The organism is Salmonella enterica subsp. enterica serovar Typhimurium str. LT2, from assembly GCF_000006945.2.
Taxonomy (GTDB): Bacteria; Pseudomonadota; Gammaproteobacteria; order Enterobacterales; family Enterobacteriaceae; genus Salmonella; species Salmonella enterica.
In genome coordinates, this window is sequence record NC_003197.2 from 2,025,568 (window position 1) to 2,042,042 (window position 16,475).

General features: G+C 49.4%; 19 protein-coding genes, 3 tRNA genes, 1 pseudogene and 22 other annotated features. Of the genes and pseudogenes, 6 read left to right on the forward strand and 17 right to left on the reverse strand.

Going from position 1 to position 16,475, the window contains the following annotated elements; all coding sequences use genetic code 11:
* Positions 1-91 precede the first annotated feature (91 nt).
* Together STM1930 and araH are read right to left on the reverse strand one after the other, a co-directional pair.
* Positions 92-333 (reverse strand): annotated as a pseudogene (locus STM1930) (pseudogene; frameshift).
* Positions 334-561: 228 nt separating this feature from the next.
* The gene (gene araH / locus STM1931) for a putative intracellular protease/amidase (RefSeq protein NP_460887.1) occupies positions 562-1,126 on the reverse strand. Within the gene, positions 562-1,119 belong to an annotated coding region; the region does not span the whole gene.
* Positions 1,121-1,126: a ribosome-binding site (putative RBS for araH; RegulonDB:STMS1H002094), on the reverse strand. Its footprint overlaps the gene before it by 6 nt.
* A 523-nt stretch (positions 1,127-1,649) precedes the next feature.
* Positions 1,650-1,655 (forward strand) — a ribosome-binding site (putative RBS for ftnB; RegulonDB:STMS1H002095).
* Between araH and ftnB the strand changes: the two genes are divergently transcribed.
* Positions 1,650-2,173, forward strand: a protein-coding gene (gene ftnB, locus STM1932; protein ID NP_460888.1) for a ferritin-like protein. Within the gene, positions 1,670-2,173 belong to an annotated coding region; the region does not span the whole gene. It overlaps the preceding feature by 6 nt.
* Before the next feature lie 178 nt (positions 2,174-2,351).
* On the opposite strand, the gene STM1933 is transcribed toward ftnB, so the two are convergent.
* Positions 2,352-2,998 (reverse strand): putative ribose 5-phosphate isomerase gene (locus tag STM1933; protein NP_460889.1). Within the gene, positions 2,352-2,990 belong to an annotated coding region; the region does not span the whole gene.
* Positions 2,993-2,998 (reverse strand) — a ribosome-binding site (putative RBS for STM1933; RegulonDB:STMS1H002096). (Overlaps the previous gene by 6 nt.)
* Positions 2,999-3,232: 234 nt before the next feature.
* Positions 3,233-3,238, forward strand: a ribosome-binding site (putative RBS for STM1934; RegulonDB:STMS1H002097).
* Between STM1933 and STM1934 the strand changes: the two genes are divergently transcribed.
* Both STM1934 and ftn read left to right on the forward strand, forming a co-directional pair.
* Positions 3,233-3,581, forward strand: a protein-coding gene (locus STM1934) for a putative outer membrane lipoprotein (protein ID NP_460890.1). Within the gene, positions 3,246-3,581 belong to an annotated coding region; the region does not span the whole gene. Its footprint overlaps the feature before it by 6 nt.
* Positions 3,582-3,807: 226 nt before the next feature.
* Positions 3,808-3,813 (forward strand) — a ribosome-binding site (putative RBS for ftn; RegulonDB:STMS1H002098).
* Positions 3,808-4,318, forward strand: a protein-coding gene (gene ftn, locus STM1935) for a cytoplasmic ferritin (RefSeq protein NP_460891.1). Within the gene, positions 3,821-4,318 belong to an annotated coding region; the region does not span the whole gene. Its footprint overlaps the feature before it by 6 nt.
* A 45-nt stretch (positions 4,319-4,363) precedes the next feature.
* Here the strand turns inward: ftn and yecH are convergent.
* Positions 4,364-4,614 (reverse strand): putative cytoplasmic protein gene (yecH, locus tag STM1936; RefSeq protein ID NP_460892.1). Within the gene, positions 4,364-4,603 belong to an annotated coding region; the region does not span the whole gene.
* Positions 4,609-4,614: a ribosome-binding site (putative RBS for yecH; RegulonDB:STMS1H002099), on the reverse strand. It overlaps the preceding gene by 6 nt.
* Before the next feature lie 89 nt (positions 4,615-4,703).
* Positions 4,704-4,712 (forward strand) — a -35 signal (putative -35_signal for tyrP; RegulonDB:STMLTH004521).
* On the opposite strand from yecH, the gene tyrP reads away from it, so the two are divergent.
* Positions 4,704-6,041 (forward strand): HAAAP family tyrosine-specific transport protein gene (tyrP, locus tag STM1937; protein ID NP_460893.1). Within the gene, positions 4,830-6,041 belong to an annotated coding region; the region does not span the whole gene. It overlaps the preceding feature by 9 nt.
* Positions 4,722-4,738 (forward strand) — a protein binding site (putative binding site for TyrR, RegulonDB: STMS1H000390). It overlaps the preceding gene by 17 nt.
* Positions 4,728-4,736, forward strand: a -10 signal (putative -10_signal for tyrP; RegulonDB:STMLTH004521). (Overlaps the previous feature by 9 nt.)
* Positions 4,742-4,766: a protein binding site (putative binding site for TyrR, RegulonDB: STMS1H000387), on the forward strand.
* Positions 4,813-4,818, forward strand: a ribosome-binding site (putative RBS for tyrP; RegulonDB:STMS1H002100).
* 74 nt (positions 6,042-6,115) lie before the next feature.
* On the opposite strand, the gene yecA is transcribed toward tyrP, so the two are convergent.
* The 10 genes from yecA to uvrY form a co-directional block, all read right to left on the reverse strand.
* Positions 6,116-6,794 (reverse strand): putative metal-binding protein gene (gene yecA, locus STM1938; protein ID NP_460894.1). Within the gene, positions 6,116-6,781 belong to an annotated coding region; the region does not span the whole gene.
* Positions 6,789-6,794, reverse strand: a ribosome-binding site (putative RBS for yecA; RegulonDB:STMS1H002101). It overlaps the preceding gene by 6 nt.
* A 224-nt stretch (positions 6,795-7,018) precedes the next feature.
* Positions 7,019-7,352 (reverse strand): putative glucose-6-phosphate dehydrogenase gene (locus STM1939; RefSeq protein NP_460895.1). Within the gene, positions 7,019-7,345 belong to an annotated coding region; the region does not span the whole gene.
* Positions 7,347-7,352 (reverse strand) — a ribosome-binding site (putative RBS for STM1939; RegulonDB:STMS1H002102). Its footprint overlaps the gene before it by 6 nt.
* Before the next feature lie 205 nt (positions 7,353-7,557).
* Positions 7,558-9,003, reverse strand: a protein-coding gene (locus tag STM1940; protein NP_460896.1) for a putative cell wall-associated hydrolase. Within the gene, positions 7,558-8,997 belong to an annotated coding region; the region does not span the whole gene.
* Positions 8,998-9,003: a ribosome-binding site (putative RBS for STM1940; RegulonDB:STMS1H002103), on the reverse strand. Its footprint overlaps the gene before it by 6 nt.
* A 206-nt stretch (positions 9,004-9,209) precedes the next feature.
* Positions 9,210-9,542 carry a putative inner membrane protein gene (locus STM1941; protein ID NP_460897.1) on the reverse strand — a complete coding sequence of 111 codons (333 nt, stop codon included), beginning with the start codon at positions 9,540-9,542 and terminating at the stop codon, positions 9,210-9,212.
* A gap of 253 nt (positions 9,543-9,795) precedes the next feature.
* Positions 9,796-9,879, reverse strand: a tRNA-Leu gene (gene leuZ / locus STM1942).
* Positions 9,880-9,893: 14 nt separating this feature from the next.
* Positions 9,894-9,964, reverse strand: a tRNA-Cys gene (gene cysT, locus STM1943).
* 55 nt (positions 9,965-10,019) lie between these two features.
* Positions 10,020-10,092 (reverse strand) — tRNA-Gly (gene glyW / locus STM1944).
* A gap of 150 nt (positions 10,093-10,242) precedes the next feature.
* Positions 10,243-10,810 (reverse strand): phosphatidylglycerophosphate synthetase gene (gene pgsA / locus STM1945; RefSeq protein NP_460898.1). Within the gene, positions 10,243-10,791 belong to an annotated coding region; the region does not span the whole gene.
* Positions 10,805-10,810: a ribosome-binding site (putative RBS for pgsA; RegulonDB:STMS1H002105), on the reverse strand. (Overlaps the previous gene by 6 nt.)
* Positions 10,811-10,847: 37 nt before the next feature.
* Positions 10,848-12,700 (reverse strand): UvrC gene (gene uvrC, locus STM1946; RefSeq protein ID NP_460899.1). Within the gene, positions 10,848-12,680 belong to an annotated coding region; the region does not span the whole gene.
* Positions 12,677-13,347, reverse strand: a protein-coding gene (gene uvrY / locus STM1947) for a putative LuxR/UhpA family response regulator (protein NP_460900.1). Within the gene, positions 12,677-13,333 belong to an annotated coding region; the region does not span the whole gene. The genes uvrC and uvrY overlap by 24 nt, the downstream gene beginning before the upstream one ends.
* Positions 12,695-12,700, reverse strand: a ribosome-binding site (putative RBS for uvrC; RegulonDB:STMS1H002106). Its footprint overlaps the gene before it by 6 nt.
* Positions 13,342-13,347, reverse strand: a ribosome-binding site (putative RBS for uvrY; RegulonDB:STMS1H002107). It lies within the gene uvrY.
* Before the next feature lie 293 nt (positions 13,348-13,640).
* Positions 13,641-13,646, forward strand: a ribosome-binding site (putative RBS for STM1948; RegulonDB:STMS1H002108).
* Here uvrY and STM1948 point away from each other — a divergent pair.
* Both STM1948 and yecF read left to right on the forward strand, forming a co-directional pair.
* Positions 13,641-13,800 (forward strand): putative inner membrane protein gene (locus tag STM1948; RefSeq protein NP_448360.1). Within the gene, positions 13,645-13,800 belong to an annotated coding region; the region does not span the whole gene. Its footprint overlaps the feature before it by 6 nt.
* Positions 13,786-13,791 (forward strand) — a ribosome-binding site (putative RBS for yecF; RegulonDB:STMS1H002109). (Overlaps the previous gene by 6 nt.)
* The gene (gene yecF / locus STM1949; protein NP_460902.1) for a putative cytoplasmic protein occupies positions 13,786-14,021 on the forward strand. Within the gene, positions 13,797-14,021 belong to an annotated coding region; the region does not span the whole gene. Before STM1948 ends, yecF begins: the two co-directional genes overlap by 15 nt.
* A 66-nt stretch (positions 14,022-14,087) precedes the next feature.
* Here yecF and sdiA read toward each other — a convergent pair.
* From sdiA to yecS, 3 genes are all read right to left on the reverse strand, one after another.
* Positions 14,088-14,828, reverse strand: a protein-coding gene (gene sdiA, locus STM1950) for a transcriptional regulator of ftsQAZ gene cluster (RefSeq protein ID NP_460903.1). Within the gene, positions 14,088-14,810 belong to an annotated coding region; the region does not span the whole gene.
* Positions 14,823-14,828: a ribosome-binding site (putative RBS for sdiA; RegulonDB:STMS1H002110), on the reverse strand. It overlaps the preceding gene by 6 nt.
* Before the next feature lie 213 nt (positions 14,829-15,041).
* The gene (gene yecC, locus STM1951; RefSeq protein ID NP_460904.1) for a putative ABC-type polar amino acid transport system occupies positions 15,042-15,811 on the reverse strand. Within the gene, positions 15,042-15,794 belong to an annotated coding region; the region does not span the whole gene.
* Positions 15,791-16,475 (reverse strand): putative ABC-type amino acid transporter gene (yecS, locus tag STM1952; protein ID NP_460905.1). Within the gene, positions 15,791-16,459 belong to an annotated coding region; the region does not span the whole gene. The genes yecC and yecS overlap by 21 nt, the downstream gene beginning before the upstream one ends.
* Positions 15,806-15,811, reverse strand: a ribosome-binding site (putative RBS for yecC; RegulonDB:STMS1H002111). Its footprint overlaps the gene before it by 6 nt.
* Positions 16,470-16,475 (reverse strand) — a ribosome-binding site (putative RBS for yecS; RegulonDB:STMS1H002112). (Lies within the gene yecS.)

Below are 16,475 nucleotides of genomic sequence, written 5' to 3' on the forward strand. Positions count from 1 at the left end.
GACGCTGCTCGCCATTTAGAAAGACCATCGCCAGCCGGGGTAGCGGCTGGCGATGACGTGAAGCTATACTGTTTAGTTGAGTGTTAATTCATCAAATCGTACGCTTCGCTTTTTGCTTATAATGGTCGAAGATAACTGTTGTCAGAAGGATTCAGCCGCGAACCATACACTGTGCAAAAGGTGAAATGTTGAGCAGGTTCATCGCGCTCTCCACCGCTCCTGATATCAGTACGCTCGCCACCACATATGAGACTTTTCCGAGGCCGCCTTTCAGGAATCCCCCCCTAAGACACACGCAGAAATAACGATTAACTCATAACCCAGGGAAGTCATTGACCTGCTTTAGCGTTTTTTATGTAGGGTAAAATCAAACGATTCTTGTTAGAGAAGACGTAAAACGGTGCACTGTCTTTCATTCATTAGATAAATGCTGATGGCAGGAATAGTTTTAGCGGAAAATGACATAACCCAGAGCGAATTCATCAGCCAAAAGGCAGGAAAGCCAGCACATTAATCCATAACATCAGCCAGCTAATCCTTACGGCCCTGGGTGAATAACGATTACCAGGGATAATAGATATGTTCAGCCTGTTCGCGAACCGGCGCATCGTCTCCCAGCAGTCTGGCGGAAAGGGTTAGCGCGAAATCAAAGACATGACCCAACCCTTTGCCGCTAATTAAATTACCATCTTCAACCACGGGCGCATCCACATAGACACCTTCCGGAACCGCTTTCCACAGATCGCCGGAACAGACATAACGACGCCCCTTCAGCAATCCGTGAGCACCCAGCACCCTTGCCGCCGCGGAACAGATAGGACAAATTAATTTGCCTGCCGCATCATGACGCGCAACGAAAGCGATCACCGCCGGATTAGCCGCCAGATTAGCGCTCCCCTGCGGACCGCCCGGTAGCACTACCGCATCGAAAAGCGCCTGCTGGCGTTCACTCAGCGTGCTGTCCGCAACCATAGGAATATCATGGTAACTCACCACCGCCCGTGATTCAGCACACGCCAGCGTTTCGACGTCGATATGCAAACGTCGCAGAATATCAAGAGTAACAATGGCCTCTGCTTCTTCAAATCCTGGTGCCAACAGCACCGCGACCTTTTTCATTGACTGCTCCTTGTTAACGAGTCACCCAGCAAAACTGCGCTCAACCGAATAACGTGCTCGTATGATTAATGATATTAAAAATGATCTACCGCAAAATCGGCTAGTTTATAAAAACAGGCATATTTGCTCTCAACCGTTTATGCGTGTGATATCCAGACTGACTAATGTTTATTTTATTGAAATTAACATACTTGAAAGGCTTAACCCATGATCTGAAACAATGTTTCATAAATTACAAATCTATATAATATCATTTAACTTTCAAAGGGTTGCAACTGCTCCTCATCCAAAATCATTACACCTGAAAAAATCACACCGCTGAAAATGTAAAAAAAGATAAACAATTGCATTTAAGGATTTTCTTATTTTTATTGACGCGCTATTCTCATTACCGATCGATAAACAGGAAATGAGATCGCATAAGGGACTGGCGGAACGGAGTTCTTCTGCTAAGAGTATTTATTGTGCATAGAGGTAAGAATGTGACAACGGCCCGTTGCATTCTCGTCTGTCATGCACATCAACACTTTCTGGAAATAAGGATATTGTTATGGCAGCTGTAGGAATGGTTCAAAAGCTCAACACGCCAATGAACCTTGAGTTTTACGCATCAAATCTTTACCTCCATCTAAGCGAATGGTGTTCTGAACACAGTTTAACAGGCACCGCCACCTTTCTTCGTACCCAGGCGCAAGGCAACGTGACGCAAATGATGCGCATGTTTAATTTTATGAAAAACGCCGGCGCCACCCCTATCGTTAAAGCCATTGACGTTCCGGGTGAAGAGCTCTGCTCTCTGGAAGAATTGTTCCAGAAAACCCTGGAGGATTATCAGCAACGCGCCAGCACGCTGTCGCGTCTGGCAGATGAAGCGAAAGCGCTGAATGATGCCTCAACGCTTGATTTTCTCCATACCCTGGAAAAAGAGCAGCAGCAGGATGGCGTACTTTTACAAACTATTCTCGAAGAAGTTCGCAGCGCTAAACGAGCAGGGCTATGCCTGGCGCAAACCGATCAGCATCTCCTTAACGTCGTGACCTATCAGCATCACTGATAGCGGCACCCCGAGCGACAATATTGAGACGTTATTAGCCGGATAGCAACGCGAAGCAGCTTATCCGGCCTACACCGTTTCTGATCTGTTTGCCAGAGGTGGTGCCTGTCGCTACTGGCGTATTATCGGCACATCATGCCAGCCGACAGGCGCGAAACGCCTCTGTCTTGTCTGGGCATTACCCCAGCATCTCACGTACAAACGCTTCTATTTCTTTATTCTGGCCGTTTTCAAACAAACATTGCTGGAAACGCGGCCCTGAAACCGCCGTTTTAACCAGTTCAGGATCGATAGCCCGTAGTGTATCCAGATAATTCTCTTTGACGACCGCGGCCTTAACCTGGTTCAAAATGCCCGCATTGCGTACCTGCGGCGCTTTGCGCTCAGGCGGATACCCCTCGCCTTTACGCCCGGTAAACGCTTTTTCAAAGATGAAACGCACGTTCAGCTCAGCGCCCCAGCCAAAGCCTTTCGCAAATGGCAGGGACAACGCATTGCCGTTGTTGATCTGCGCAAACAGAAAAGCATCTGCCGGATCGATGCAATAGCCACAAATGACACCTGGATGAATATTTAACGACATCAGCGCGCCCTGACCAGTGCCACAGCCAGTAACCACAAAATCAACCGCGTTTGCATTAAGCAGAATACTCGCCATGATGCCTAAATGAATGTACGTCAGGTGATGGTCATTTTCGTCGCACATGCCGACGTTAAAAACGGGAAATCCCTTTTCATTGGCGACGGCGCTAAGTTCGTTATAAATGATGGCATTTTTGCTGGCCTGGCTATTTTCCATCATCAGTGCAATTTTCATCGTGTTTCTCCTGAATGCAGACGGTCGCGCCTGCGTAAATCATGACGTTTTACCCACATTACACATTTGAGAACACACATTCAAATTTAATAAAACCAGGTTTCATTAAATGAAAAGACGCTCACACATTTTCTGTTCCCGCTGTAAATCCCCTGCCGTTACCTTTAATCAAGGCGAATCCGTAAGTTATTCCAGCCATTGACAGTGCAAGACACGAGGTAGCATGGTCTGATACCGAACTGTCGGAGCGATTTTATGAAGCCTCTTATTTTTACTCTTTCACTGCTAGCCCTGACGGGATGCACCATTACTCGACAAGCGCAGGTCAGCGAAGCCAGCCCGATAAGCGGCATCGTGCGCCTGACGTATAACCAGCCGCTATTTTTTACTTCACGGACAGATGATTATGTATCTCACGGGACCGCAACACGCGAATGCCAGCAGATGGGCTATGCCGATGCCGTTTCGTTTGGTCAGCCGGTAGGAACCTGTAGCATTTATGCGGGCTCGTTGTGTCTGAACACCCGATTTACCCTCTCCTGGCAGTGCCGGGGCGTTGCCGTCCCGCAAATCATGCCGCTTTATTATTAAGGCGGCTGGCTTAACGTCGACACCATCTACAATGGAGGAGAGTGCAGGGTCGCTATTGCCAGCATGAAGGTGCTGGCTTTCCTTTATTTTTATACGCTATACACTGGCGTTAATGCGTTTTATTCCCATTCGTATTTTTAATAATTAAATTTAATATTTTACCTTTTGCAAATAATAAAATAACAAATTATAGTGGCGCCACATTACCGTATATCTTTTGCTATTTGTGGAGCGGAACCATGCTGAAAACAGAAATGATCGACAAACTGAATGAGCAAATGAATCTGGAGTTGTACTCCTCCCTGCTCTATCAACAAATGAGCGCGTGGTGTAGCTATCACAGTTTTGAAGGCGCGGCCGCATTTCTTCGTCGCCATGCGCAAGAAGAGATGACGCATATGCAGCGCCTGTTTGACTACCTTACCGATACCGGAAGCCTGCCGCGCATTCATACCGTTTCTTCGCCCTTCGCTGAGTACGCCTCGCTGGATGAGCTGTTCCGCGCGACCTATGAGCATGAGCAGCTTATTACGCAAAAAATTAATGAACTGGCTCATGCCGCAATGACCAGCCAGGATTATCCGACATTTAATTTCTTGCAGTGGTATGTGGCAGAACAGCATGAAGAAGAAAAATTATTCAAATCTATTATTGATAAATTAACGCTGGCGGGAAAAAGCGGCGAAGGGCTTTATTTCATTGATAAAGAACTCTCCACCCTGGATACGCAAAATTAATCCAACACGTCCTTACACGGTGAGACGCGCTCTCACCGTGGCGTATTAATGGCGGCAGATTTTACTCTCATGCGTTGAAAAACCGTCCTCCACCGCAATAAACTTTCCTTTCGCCGCCAGAAACGCGACCAGTTCCGCCGCCGTCATATCTGATGCTGAACAAGTGTGAAATCGTGCCCGCTCGCCAAAGCGCGCTTTTATTGCCGCCTCCAGCGAGGTATGCGTGTACTGCTCGCCAGACTCAATCATCATGTTGAGCACTTCGTGACCATGAATGGAATCCATAACCCCTCCTGAATAAAACTCGTAGCCTAATGTGTCCGTGTACAAGCGACTTTGCGCTAGCGCAGGTTTACGGCGGTTGTCCGCGTCTCCTTCCATATTCGCTTTTATGCCCGGAACTGTAAATTTTACAGTACACCCATTGTAACGACCATTTGACGAAAATAGCGTAATGCCTTACCCTGCGCCGCGGATATCACCGTTCTTTGTTACCGGGGTAGTAGAAAGCGTGAAAAACAGAACTCTGGGCAGTATTTTTATCGTGGCAGGCACCACTATCGGCGCCGGGATGCTGGCAATGCCGCTGGCAGCGGCTGGCGTTGGTTTCAGCGTCACGCTGGGATTGTTGATTGGTCTGTGGGCGCTGATGTGTTATACCGCGCTACTATTACTGGAGGTATATCAACACGTTCCGGCGGATACCGGGCTGGGCTCGTTGGCAAAACGCTATCTTGGGCGTTACGGACAGTGGCTTACGGGATTCAGTATGATGTTCTTAATGTATGCGCTCACTGCCGCCTACATTTCCGGAGCCGGAGAATTACTGGCATCAAGTATTAATAACTGGCTTGGCGCCACGCTCTCGCCCGCTGCCGGAGTACTGCTGTTCACCTTTGTTGCCGGTGGGGTGGTATGTGTGGGCACCTCGCTGGTCGACCTTTTTAACCGCTTCCTGTTTAGCGCAAAGATCATTTTTCTGGTCATCATGCTTGCGTTGCTCACGCCACATATTCATAAAGTAAATCTTCTTACGCTTCCTTTACAGCAGGGGCTGGCATTGTCCGCCATACCGGTCATTTTCACCTCGTTTGGTTTTCACGGAAGCGTACCGAGTATTGTGAGTTATATGAACGGCAACATTCGCCGGCTGCGTTGGGTCTTTATGACGGGTAGCGCCATTCCGCTAGTGGCCTATATTTTTTGGCAGCTCGCCACGCTGGGAAGTATCGACTCGCCGACATTCAGAGGGCTACTGGCCAGCCATGCCGGGTTAAATGGCCTGCTGCAGGCGCTCAGAGAAGTGGTCGCTTCGCCACATGTCGAACTGGCGGTCCACCTGTTCGCCGATCTGGCGCTGGCGACCTCTTTTCTGGGCGTAGCGCTAGGATTATTTGATTACCTGGCCGATCTATTCCAGCGCCGCAGTACGGTGTCCGGACGCCTGCAAACCGGGCTGATTACCTTTCTGCCGCCGCTGGCGTTTGCGCTTTTCTACCCACGTGGATTTGTGATGGCATTAGGCTATGCCGGCGTAGCGCTGGCAGTGCTGGCACTACTCATCCCTGCCATGCTGGTCTGGCAATGCCGTAAACAGAGCCCTCAGGCGGGATATCGTGTGGCAGGCGGCACGCCAGCGCTGGCGCTGGTGTTTATCTGCGGCATTGTCGTGATTGGCGTCCAGTTTTCGATCGCACTGGGGTTCCTGCCCGATCCAGGTTAACGCCAGGCAAAGATTACCGGGCCCGGACGCCGTCCAGGCTCGATAATCATCACGCTATGGCCGTTTACGAGCCATTAATGCAGGCAGCACTGCTTAAATTTTTTGCCGCTCCCGCATGGACAAGGATCGTTACGCCCCACTTTCACCTCTGCTTTTATCGGCATCTGTAGCGGCGTCGTGTGCGGATGCGCCATCCACCAGGCATGCAGCTCAAGCGCCGCGATACGGATAGCGTCAACGCTTTTATCGAACGCTTCCGGGCTCATTTTATCCAACAGCGCAAAGTTTTCTTCCGTGCCGTGTAAGGCAATCGCTTCCAGCGCCGGTTTTAGCGTATCCGGCAAGTCAGACCAGTCGGACAGCGACACTCCGCGCATGTAACCAAAGCACCATTCTTCAACAATCGTTAATTCATGGCCATCAACTTCTCGCAGGCCAAACAGCGGCTCGAACTGTTCTGGATAGTCTTCAAGCCGGGCGGCTGTGTCCGCCATGTGCTGGAACACCAGATCCATAAATCGCGTCATTTCTTTTTCAGATGTCCAGCGCGGTACGTACGCGGGTCCCCCCCATATCGCGACCAGCCACTGTTCCGGGTCGATGGGACGCGGAGAACTTAGTACCGCAGTAATCAGACCGTCCAGCTCCGCGACATCCAAAATGGCCTGATCGGTATTGTATTTCGTCAGCACATCATCCAGCCATTCCAGCTCGTTCTCGTTTAATGGTTCCATTTTCATAACGCTTTTCCTCAGTGATGACTTCCGCCTGTAGGCCTCTTACATTGCAGCGGATAAAAATAATTTTTTTGCAGGCAGTTGGATGGCAACCATCAGGGGCCAGATTAACACGAAATGAGGAGGATTCCGGAAGTTAACGCACAAAAGGAGGATCAGGGCGCAGATTTTCCGCCAGGAAGCGCTCGCCCCACACAAAAGCGAGAGATGGGTTTCTCGCTATATTATACTCATGCTAACTTATACCACCGCCGCGGACAGATAAAACCGCCCTCTCAAATAGAGCTTATTTTCAGTAAAAAAGTGTTTAATGAGTTCGTCTACCGCTTCTCTGTCAGCAGAAAAGGTTATTTCCATAAACAGCGTATCGTACCCTATTTTGATATTTTTTTTCTTACAGTAAACACGGATCTCATCCTGCACACTCAGCAACGGCAGGCTAAATGTGTATAGCGGTTGCGGTTCTTTTTTCGCCGCTTTCTCAAAAACTTTAGTGACCAGATCCCCAAGATCGCGCTCTGACCGGGCACCGTTATTAAAATGCAATAAATTACGTCTTTTTACCACCCAGCCTCCAGCCAGATACCGCCAACAATAACTCTCACTTCAATGTGTGAGGCACATAATCACATCCAGAATCAGCTCCAGATAGTATTTCAAATAAACAGCCCGCACTATAGCGCATACTTTTTTCAGACACAGTTTACAGGGATACTCTCTTTATATCCACGCGCACGGTTGCCTTAATCATGTCTTCCGCGATAACACAGTTTGTCAACCTATTCTATATAACCAAGCTTAAACAGAACCTTACCAGCCAGTGATATCAGCTCAGGACTTTCAGGATAAAAACGCAGTAACGGCAAAAATACCGCCTCACCGATAATGCTCCGGCTATTAGCATGGTTTGGGCGCAATCCCCAGATATTCTGATAAGTCATCGGCACGACCTGCCCATTCATGGTTGTGTTACCGATATACAGCATAATATGCCCTGGAATATAGACCAGCGTAGTAAACGGTTTTCCGTATCTGGTGAGATAATCGATCCGCATTTGGGGACTTTTATGACTAAGATCGACCACCCGTCCAGCAGCCTCTACCTGCGCGGATGAATGTCTGGGCAGGAATATGCCAAACGGCATTAACAGGCTGCGGATTTCGGCTGAACAATCATTATAAAAGTTAAAATTTCCCCAACCGTAGGGGGCGCCGTACATTGCTTTCATTAGCACGGCGATATTTTCCGGCGTCATTTTCCACGGCATAGCCGTAAACTCGTTACCGCTTAGCCAGACCCAATGGATAAACGCGCGACCGTTGCTGCCGCGAACTGGCGCCGCAATCAGGAACTGGCCCGCCCGTTGATGTCGGAACGGTAAAATAGTGCCCGGTCGCCCGGTGAAATAATAGACGCCTGCGACATGGACAGAAACCGGCGCGTTGATAAATGCCCCCAGTTGCTTATGAGCAAGCAAAACCCACTGTGTTATAAATTTCTGATCCGTACTGGCAATATCTTCACTATGAACCCAGCCAGTTACCGCTGGTGAAACGACATATTGCCAGCGTTGGTCTTTGCTCTTCGTCAGCGTATAGACCGGCGTACCGGGACGCAGCGAAGACATTTGTAAATTATCAAACGGGTACCCCTCGCCCGCCTGACGGGGATCGTTAAAGAGCGGGTCGTCCGTTGGCAGCGCTCTGACTAAACTTTCTCTGACCATAATACCTCGCCGGGAGGCATGATAGATATTGTCAATCTGCGTATCCGTATTCCCTCTAACCTCCTCTTTCCAGCGAGAGGTATAAAGTCTGAAGTTTTCCCCCCAATAAGCACTGCCGTCGCTAAGAAACTGCTTAATACTGGCATCCCGCGCCTGTGCTGCGTTTTTTTTCAGCAATGCGGTAATATAAAAACCATTCCACGGCGAGTGCGCTTCACTGTCCATTCCGAAATAATGAGATTTTAGTGCGTTAAAGTAGCGTTGTTGGGTAGCATTATCAATAACCGGAATAGTGTAATCAGCCGAGTCCGGAGGTATCCATTTATCAACCGACTGTGAATAATCCGCTAACGGAAAGCGTGTTTTTGTCGGGTCAATATAGCTCCCTGTGAAAATTTCATCTTTGGCTGTTGATCGGTAGGTCGTCTGGTGGCAAGCGGTGAGGCACAATGGTATCAATAAAACGGCCCAGGTTTTCTTTTGCATCATCATCTCCGTAAAGCGGGGAAAGCATAATATAGAGACTGACCAAAACCGCCATTCACGAAAACCTGAAATTATCTGTAGTTGACCTGTTATTAAGACAATATTGCAAAACGTGATTAAAGCATGATGCGGATCACATTACCTTATGATGAATATTAGTTCGCTATCTACCTTTAATTAAACTGTGCAGAAAACACCCTGAACAGTTATATACTCGTTTAATTTGCATAAATACTCCACTGACCCGCCCCTGTTTTTTTCAGACAATACATACTGTAGCGCGTCAGTTCTACTTTTTTTATATACTCTGCAAAGTCGTTTTCATCGACGTAGCCAATAAAATTACGCGCATCACATGTCGAAGAGGAAAGCTCTCCTGGAAAAGAGTAGGTTACGATTGCACTCTCAGGCTCATACAAAATAAAAAAAAGTAGCAAAGCGCAACCTACAATCCCAATATTAATGAAGCTAATAAATAATTTTGCATTATCGGTATATTTCACTGGCAGACCTACTCTCTTTAATAAAGCAGGCATAAAACATATCAGCATTTTTTATAGAGATTAATGGATTTTATCGGCTGATTTACCCGACGTTTAGTAATTACCAGGCATAAGTTCTTGCGGGTCGGTAGCACATAACTGTTGTACTGGCAGAAATGCCGCTACCGATGTTTTTTACTGTGTATCGCGCTGGAAAGTTCACGCTCGCGGTCGGCATACAAATTGAAGGCACAAAAAAACCACCCGTAGGTGGTTTCACGACACTGCTTATTGCTTTGATTATTCTTGTCTTTCCCATGGTACCCGGAGCGGGACTTGAACCCGCACAGCGCGAACGCCGAGGGATTTTAAATCCCTTGTGTCTACCGATTCCACCATCCGGGCTCGGGAAAAATTGGAGGCGCGTTCCGGAGTCGAACCGGACTAGACGGATTTGCAATCCGCTACATAACCGCTTTGTTAACGCGCCAAATTTTTTTGGCTTTTCAGCCAGCATCCGCTTTACGCCAATGCTTTTAAACTGGAGCGGGAAACGAGACTCGAACTCGCGACCCCGACCTTGGCAAGGTCGTGCTCTACCAACTGAGCTATTCCCGCAGTATCAAGCAACTTTGTTAATCACTTGATTTTGTTATCGTCTGGCAATCAGTGCTGCCGTTCGATGCGTTGCATTCTACTTACCTGACGCACTGAGTCAACGATATTTTTCGTCACTCACGATCGTTTGCTGAAATTTGCGGCGAAACGATCACTGATCAAGCAAATCTCCGCGTGCAGCGCTCAAATATTGCAACATGGACCACAATGTTAGCACCGCTGCGACAAAGAAAAGCGCGATCCCGGCATACTCTACCCAGATATTCGGACGCCACAAGAGCCACGCCAGCGCCACCATCTGCGCGGTAGTTTTGACTTTACCGATCCAGGAGACCGCTACACTACTGCGTTTGCCCAGCTCCGCCATCCATTCACGCAGAGCAGAGATAATAATTTCGCGGGCTATCATCGTCGCCGCAGGTAACGTCACCCACCAGCTATGATAATGCTCGGTGACCAGCACCATGGCGATCGCCACCAGCACCTTGTCGGCGACGGGGTCGAGGAAAGCGCCGAAACGCGTACTCTGGTTCCAGCGTCGCGCCAGAAAGCCGTCAAACCAGTCGGTAATAGCGGCAATACAGAAAATCAGCGCGCTGACCATCGGCGCCCAGGCGAACGGCAAATAAAACACCACGACAAAGAATGGAATCAGGATGACGCGAAACAGCGTGAGCAACGTAGGGATATTAAATTGCATAGTGACGGGTAACTATCTGTTGTCAGTGAAATTACCCCTATGTTGCTACAGTGGCCTCAATGTTTCAACGACCAGAAGATCTTTTCTGCCAGACCTTGCGAAATACCCGGCACTTTTGCAATTTCTTCTACGCTGGCGTTACGTAGTCCTTGCAAACCGCCCATATATTTCAGCAGCATCTGGCGACGTTTAGGCCCAACGCCTTCAATAGTTTCCAGCGTACTGGTATTTTTAACCTTCGCGCGTTTTTTACGGTGCCCGCCGATCGCGTGATCGTGCGACTCATCGCGAATATGCTGAATAACATGCAGCGCCGGCGAGTCCGGCGGCAGGCTAAACCCCTCGCCTTCCGGTTCAAAAAAGAGTGTTTCCAGACCGGCCTTTCTGTCCGCGCCTTTGGCGACGCCAAGCAGCAAAGGACGATGCTTATCCCAGGGGACATCCAGCTCAGCGAAAACGGCTTTCGCCTGGGCGAGCTGCCCTTTTCCGCCGTCGATCAGAATAACATCCGGAATCTTACTTTCTTCTATGGCCTTGCCATAACGCCGACGTAACACCTGATTCATCGCCGCGTAGTCATCACCCGGCGTGATGCCCGCGATATTATAACGACGATACTCGGCGCGTAACGGCCCGTTAGCGTCAAATACCACACAGGATGCGACCGTTTGCTCCCCCATGGTATGGCTGATGTCAAAACATTCCATCCGCTTGATCGCAGGAAGTTTTAATACCGCCGCCAGCGCGCTCAAACGCTGCGTGATGGTGGACTGCTGCGAGAGTTTAGTGATTAAGGCCGTTGCCGCGTTGGTCCGCGCCAGCTTGAGATAACGGGCGCGATCGCCGCGCGGTTTTGTCTGGACATGAATACGCCGTCCGGCAAGTTCCGACAACGAATCGGCCAGCAGCGTTTTATCACTCAGATTAAAATCGAGCAGTATCTCGCCCGGTAGCGTGCGCATCTGGCTACCCTGCAGGTAAAACTGCCCGACAAAGGTTTCCACCACTTCGCCCAGTTCCGTACCACCAGGTACTTTTGGAAAATAGCTGCGGCTGCCCAGCACCTTACCCTGGCGAATAAACAGCACATGCACACAGGCCATACCCGCATCAAAAGCCACGCCGATAACGTCGAGATCGTCGCCCGCATTGGAGACAAACTGTTTTTCCGTGACCCGGCGTACCGCCTGGATCTGATCGCGAATACGCGCCGCCTCTTCAAATGCCAGATCCTGGCTGGCCTTTTCCATCCGGGCAATCAGCTGTGTTAAGACCTGGTCGTCCTTACCGGACAAAAACAACCGGACATACTCCACCTGTTGCGCATACTCCTCCTCGCTGACCAGTCCTGCAACGCAGGGGCCTAAACAGCGGCCAATCTGATATTGCAGGCAAGGACGCGAGCGGTTGCGATATACGCTGTTTTCGCACTGGCGGATAGGGAAAATTTTCTGTAACAGCGCCAGCGTTTCCCGCACGGCATAGCCATTAGGAAATGGGCCGAAGTACTCGCCTTTCGCATGTTTGGCGCCACGGTGCATCGCCAGACGCGGATGGGTATCGCCGCTCAGAAAAATAAAAGGATAGGATTTATCATCACGCAACAACACGTTGTAACGCGGTTGATACAACTTGATGTAATTATGCTCAAGCAGCAGCGCTTCCGTTTCGGTATGCGTTACCGTGACATCAATGTGTTGAATTTGCGCAACTAGCGCTTCGGTTTTACGCGAAGCCAGGTTGCTGCGAAAGTAGCTGGAAAGACGCTTTTTCAGGTCTTTTGCTTTACCGACATAAATAACCGTACCGCCGGCGTCATACATACGATAGACACCGGGTTGGCTGGTAACGGTTTTCAAAAACGCCTTTGCGTCAAATATTTCACTCACTGGCTTGTTAACGTCTCCGCATTACACAGGCCATGGCGGATTGCCAGGTGAGTCAGCTCAACATCACCATGAATGTTTAATTTACTGAACATACGATAGCGATAGCTGTTCACCGTTTTAGGACTGAGATTCAGCTGTTCTGAAATCTCATTGACCTTCTGACCCTTGGTGATCATCAGCATAATCTGCAACTCGCGTTCAGACAAACTGGCGAACGGCGTTTCCGTTTTTGCAGGCTCAATCTGACTGAGCGCCATCTGCTGAGCGATATCGGAGGCGATATAACGTTGTCCGGAATACACCGAACGAATAGCGCTCACCACCTCCTGAGGCGCAGCGCCTTTGCTGAGATAGCCAGCTGCGCCAGCCTGCATCACTTTGGCGGGCAACGGGTTCTCCGTATGGACGGTCAGCATGATCACTTTGATATCCGCTGTCGAGCGGGCAATTTTACGCGTCGCCTCAAGGCCGCCAATACCGGGCATGTTCATATCCATCAGCACGACGTCAACGGCGTTAGTACGGCACCATTTTACCGCATCCTCTCCGCAGCACGCTTCACCGACAACTTTAATGCCCTTTATATCTTCAAGAATGCGTCGTATCCCTGCGCGCACCAGTTCGTGGTCATCAACAAGAAGAACGTTGATCAAAGGAATATCTCCAGAATAGGGATAACGCTACTGATAGTTAATCGTCCTTATATTAGCTGGTTTTATCTCAACTTTGAAACGTAAAAAAACACCGGGTATTCGATTTTGCTCTCGTTTTTGGAAATTATGTTGTACGTCATGTGGCAACTGCCAACGTTGTAGCCCCTTCTGGCGGCGCTGTCCCGGGCTGATATTTCATAATGGTGACAAAAATTTCACGTTCCGCTGTCTAAACACTAATTAGAGAATCAACTTTGTAACAATAATTAACGAGTGAAATACGCGTAATAAACAAAGAATGAAGAAAATATATGCATCACGCGGCAACGTTTATTTTGTGGGTAACCCCTCCGCTTTTTGATCAAAAAACAACCACTGCTATTTTTAGCGTAGCTTATGGTATACTCCGCCGCCTTAACATCTGCTATCGCACATTTTCACTGAAACATAACGAGGAAAATAAATGAGTACGCCTGATTTTTCCACCGCTGAGAATAATCAAGAACTGGCTACTGAAGTCAACTGCCTGAAAGCCATGTTAACGCTGATGCTGCAGGCGATGGGCCAGGCCGATGCAGGGCGCGTGATTCTTAAAATGGAAAAACAGATCGCGCAGATGGATGATGAAGCACAAGCGGCGGTATTTTCCAGTACGGTTAAGCAAATTAAACAGGCTTACCGCCAGTAGTAAAAAACCGGCTGTTAGCATCGCTTTCAGCCGGTTTCGCGTCTGGCGCGAAGCATCGTCAGCACGTCATATCAGACCTGTCGCCGCAGCGTAGCAGGCAATCTGTGTTTTATTTGGCGCATTGAATTTCTTCTGCATATTTTTCTGATGGAAGTTAACGGTATTTTCAGAAATCGACAGAATAATGGCGATCTCCGATGAGGTCTTCCCTTCCGCCGTCCACTTCAGAATCTCTTTCTCACGTTTACTGAAACGCATTTCAGGCGCCATCACCATGTCGTCTTCAAATCTTGTCAGCGCCGAAAGACTCTCCCGCGCCAGCAGTTGCAACCTCAGCTCCACTTCGTCGTAGGTAAACGAGGAGCAGCGTAAACTGCTACGGGAGAAAGATAAAAAGCCCAGCGCCCGGTTCGGCAACATCACACACTGGGTTACGCCTCTGCGTAATCCGAAACGCTGGGCGGCATCCCACATCGCCTTCGCTTCATGAAATAGCACGTCATCCCAATGTAAATGACCCTGCCTGAAATTTTCCGGCTTTAATACCGGATCGATCGCGAAATAGTTTTCGGACTGGTAATGCGTTACCCACGCCGGAGGATAAGTGGTACGAAGCGATATTTTAGGCCGGGTAAAGGGGACGGGATGACGAACACACAGGGCATAATAATCAAATTCCAGCCGCTGTGTCTGATATTGCAATTCAGTATAAACATCCTCTGCTGCCGCCATCTCCTGAAAGCGTAACAACATTGCGCGTCGCCAGGTGAAGAAATCATTTTCCTGCATATTTTATGGTCACGCCTTTGATATTGATAATCATTATTATGAATGACTTAAATTAACACATAAATAGTGTTTATATATAAGAAATATCGGACGAAACGTAGAATACTTGAGCGGCATTACACTTTTTGGCTTCCGCCTGAGAGCGAGGTTAATAATCTGGCAGAATGACTTCATAATTATTCATTGCGCTCGCCCAAGGCGCGGCTAATTCGGGCGAGCGTTGAAAAGGCATTATTTCACTAAAAATTTCTCAAGGAACTGGCGGGTACGCGGATGCTGAGGATCGGCGAACAAGGTTTTCGCCGGCCCCTGCTCGACGATTTGCCCCTGATCCATAAATATTGCCCGATCAGCCACGTCACGCGCAAAGCTCATTTCGTGAGTAACGATCACCATTGTGCGCTTTTCCTGCGCCAGCTGGCGAATCGTATTAAGCACCTCGCCGACTAATTCAGGATCAAGCGCCGACGTCGGCTCATCAAACAGAATCACTTCCGGGCGCATCGCCAGCGCGCGCGCAATCGCCACGCGCTGCTGTTGCCCGCCCGACAGGCGGCGCGGATAACGGGACTCTTTACCGGCCAACCCGACTTTGGCTAACAGTTCCCGCGCCAGCGCCGTCGCCTCGGCTTTCGGCTCTCCCTTTACAATCACCGGACCTTCAATGATATTTTCCAGCACGGTACGATGCGGGAACAGGTTAAAACTCTGAAAGACAAAGCCGACATGCTGGCGTAGCTGGCGAATCAACCCTTTTTGCTGGCTGAATGGGCGGGCGGTATCGATGATAATATCGCCCACTTTAATGGTGCCCGCTTCCGGTTGTTCCAGCAGGTTAATACAGCGTAATAACGTTGTCTTCCCTGAGCCGCTCGGGCCGATAATGGCGACGACTTCTCCGGGCTTCACCTCAAGGTCAATACCGTGCAGCACCGTTTGACCATGAAATTTTTTGACCAGGTTGGTAACTTCGATCGCACTCATTTTGGCTCTCTCTCCTGGCGGTTAAGCTGGTTTTCAAAATAGTTTTGCAGTGCCGATAAGACGGTCGCCATTACCCAGTAGATTAACGACGCGGCCAGATACATGGTAAACACCTCCAGCGTTCGCGAGGTAATTAACTGCGCCTGGCGGAACAACTCCGGCACCTGAATCGTCGCGGCGAGCGACGTATCTTTCACCAGGCTGATAAAGCTGTTGCTCAACGGCGGAAGCGCGACGCGAGCGGCCTGCGGCAAAATAGCGCGACGTAGCGTTTGCCACGGCGTCATGCCAATGCTCGCCGCCGCTTCCCATTGTCCCTTGTCGATAGCCGAGATCGCCGCGCGCAGCGTCTCGGACGTGTAAGCCGCGGTATTGAGCGATAAACCAATCATCGCCGCCGGGATAGGGTCCAGCTCAATACCAAATTGCGGCAGGCCGTAATAGATCATAAATAACTGGGCGATAAGCGGCGTACCGCGAAAAATCGAGATATAAAAGCGCGCCAGCCAGCGAACCGGCCATAGCGGAGACATCCGCATCAGCGCCAGCACAAATCCCAGCAGCAGACCAAAAAACATACCGCCAATACTCAGTTGCAGGGTAAAGACGGCGCCTTTAAGCAAATACGGCAGCGATTCAATAACCAGTTGGATACTTTCTTGCATTCGCGTTGATTACCTG

What these genes read in the sequence shown, in the direction of transcription:
- yecA (NP_460894.1), bottom strand. Translation starts at nt 6,781, where the DNA reads ATGAAAATGGAACCATTAAACGAGAACGAGCTGGAATGGCTGGATGAT.
- STM1941 (NP_460897.1), bottom strand. Translation starts at nt 9,542, where the DNA reads ATGCTGATATGTTTTATGCCTGCTTTATTAAAGAGAGTAGGTCTGCCA.
- pgsA (NP_460898.1), bottom strand. Translation starts at nt 10,791, where the DNA reads ATGCAATTTAATATCCCTACGTTGCTCACGCTGTTTCGCGTCATCCTG.
- araH (NP_460887.1), bottom strand. Translation starts at nt 1,119, where the DNA reads ATGAAAAAGGTCGCGGTGCTGTTGGCACCAGGATTTGAAGAAGCAGAG.
- ftnB (NP_460888.1), top strand. Translation starts at nt 1,670, where the DNA reads ATGGCAGCTGTAGGAATGGTTCAAAAGCTCAACACGCCAATGAACCTT.
- yecH (NP_460892.1), bottom strand. Translation starts at nt 4,603, where the DNA reads ATGGATTCCATTCATGGTCACGAAGTGCTCAACATGATGATTGAGTCT.
- STM1948 (NP_448360.1), top strand. Translation starts at nt 13,645, where the DNA reads ATGCATCACGCGGCAACGTTTATTTTGTGGGTAACCCCTCCGCTTTTT.
- yecF (NP_460902.1), top strand. Translation starts at nt 13,797, where the DNA reads ATGAGTACGCCTGATTTTTCCACCGCTGAGAATAATCAAGAACTGGCT.
- yecC (NP_460904.1), bottom strand. Translation starts at nt 15,794, where the DNA reads ATGAGTGCGATCGAAGTTACCAACCTGGTCAAAAAATTTCATGGTCAA.
- STM1940 (NP_460896.1), bottom strand. Translation starts at nt 8,997, where the DNA reads ATGATGATGCAAAAGAAAACCTGGGCCGTTTTATTGATACCATTGTGC.
- STM1934 (NP_460890.1), top strand. Translation starts at nt 3,246, where the DNA reads ATGAAGCCTCTTATTTTTACTCTTTCACTGCTAGCCCTGACGGGATGC.
- ftn (NP_460891.1), top strand. Translation starts at nt 3,821, where the DNA reads ATGCTGAAAACAGAAATGATCGACAAACTGAATGAGCAAATGAATCTG.
- yecS (NP_460905.1), bottom strand. Translation starts at nt 16,459, where the DNA reads ATGCAAGAAAGTATCCAACTGGTTATTGAATCGCTGCCGTATTTGCTT.
- STM1933 (NP_460889.1), bottom strand. Translation starts at nt 2,990, where the DNA reads ATGAAAATTGCACTGATGATGGAAAATAGCCAGGCCAGCAAAAATGCC.
- sdiA (NP_460903.1), bottom strand. Translation starts at nt 14,810, where the DNA reads ATGCAGGAAAATGATTTCTTCACCTGGCGACGCGCAATGTTGTTACGC.